Annotated in this window: 2 pseudogenes; both read right to left on the reverse strand. The window is 71.5% G+C overall.

Going from position 1 to position 1,482, the window contains the following annotated elements:
* Positions 1-1,276 (reverse strand): annotated as a pseudogene (locus ACE3TA_RS22540) (hypothetical protein); the annotation flags it as partial.
* Positions 1,277-1,279: 3 nt separating this feature from the next.
* Positions 1,280-1,482 (reverse strand): annotated as a pseudogene (locus ACE3TA_RS22545) (nucleotidyltransferase family protein); the annotation flags it as partial.

Below are 1,482 nucleotides of genomic sequence, written 5' to 3' on the forward strand. Positions count from 1 at the left end.
GCAGCAGGGCGGCGAGCGGCTCGGCGGCAAAATTCTGCAGCAGCGCCTCGAGCAGCAAGTTGATGAGCGACGCGCCACCGAAGCGGATCAGCGGTTCGCCGGCCGAATCGTCGATGGTGATGTTCCACCGCAGGAGCTCCGCCTTGACGCGCCGCGCCAGCTGTCGGTCCGGCGTGACGAGGCAGCCGGAACGGCCCGGCGTCTCGAGGCATTCCCGCAGCATCAGCGCTGCGGCCACGGCCTGCTCCTGGAGCGACCGCGCCTCGACCAGCTCCACGCCCTGCATGGCCGCCGCCACCTGGGCCTCCCGGCCCTTCAGCGCGCCATGCCACAGATGCGAGGACTCGGCGGGGCGCATCAGCTCGCTGGCGAGCCAGGCGCGCGGCCCCGGCTCGCCGCCCAGCTCCGCCACCATCGGCCGCGTCGCGTTGAGGCGGGCGAGCAATTGTTTCATCGCATGCTGCGGGTGGGTGGGGCCGACGGCCGTCCAGCTCGCCTCGTCCATGAACTGGTCGAGACCCGGCAGCACGACGGCGCCGTTAGGCAGCGCGGCAATGGCCTTGAGCAGCGTGCAGGTGGCGGGGATCGAGCCGGTGGAACCGGCGGCGATGAAGGGCCGCACGGTGCGGCTGTCCGCAAGCCGCCGCGCCTCGCGCCGCAGGATCGCCGAGCGGCGGGCCTGCGGGCCTATCGCCTTCTCGGCCGCAAGGCGCTGCGGGTATTTCTCCCGTGCGATGGCGAGGAACTCGAGGATCGCCTCGCGGTGGTGCGCCGCCTCGAGGCCATAGAGATCGGCGATCCTCGTGACGTCGACATCCTCGGTTTCGAGCGCGTCGAGAAGTTCGGCGAGCGACTGGGCGAGGCCGCCCGCCTGGTGCGGCGCGGCGGCGATCTCCTGCGCCAGCCGCGTCGTGGGGTGTGCTGCCGCCCATTCGTCGATCAGATCCATCAGGAGGAGAAGCTGGCCAGCCGCGCTGACCGGCGTGCCGAGCTCCTCCGCACCCTGCTCGGGCTGCAGCAGGTCCTCGTCGATGTCGCCCAGCGGGCGGATGCGCGGCAGCAGCAGGCCGGAGCCGCCGGCGAGACGGAAAAAAATCTCCTCCAGCTCGCGCACGGCGCGCCGCGTGGGGAGCAGGATGGTCCAGCGCGCGAGATTGAGCCTGCCGGGAGGCTTTGCGTCGGCACAGGGAAAGCCCCCCAGCACGGCGGCCGCCAGGACCTCCAGGAAGGGCTTGTCAGGCGCGATGGTGAAGAGGCGCGGGATGTCTGCCGCCATGGCTCATGCCCTGAGCGCGGCTTCGGCAAGGCCGATCGCCTCGGGCGTTCCCACGTGCAGCCAGCGCCCCGTGTGCACTATGCCGAACAGGCGGCCCGCCGCGATGGCGCGATCCCACAGGAGGTTCATCGAGAAACTGCCCGCCGGCGCGCCCTCGAACAGCCGCGGGGCCACGAGATAGCCGCCGATATAGGCGAGCGGCATGC

Source organism: Phenylobacterium sp., from assembly GCF_041916435.1.
Lineage (GTDB): Bacteria > Pseudomonadota > Alphaproteobacteria > Caulobacterales > Caulobacteraceae > Phenylobacterium.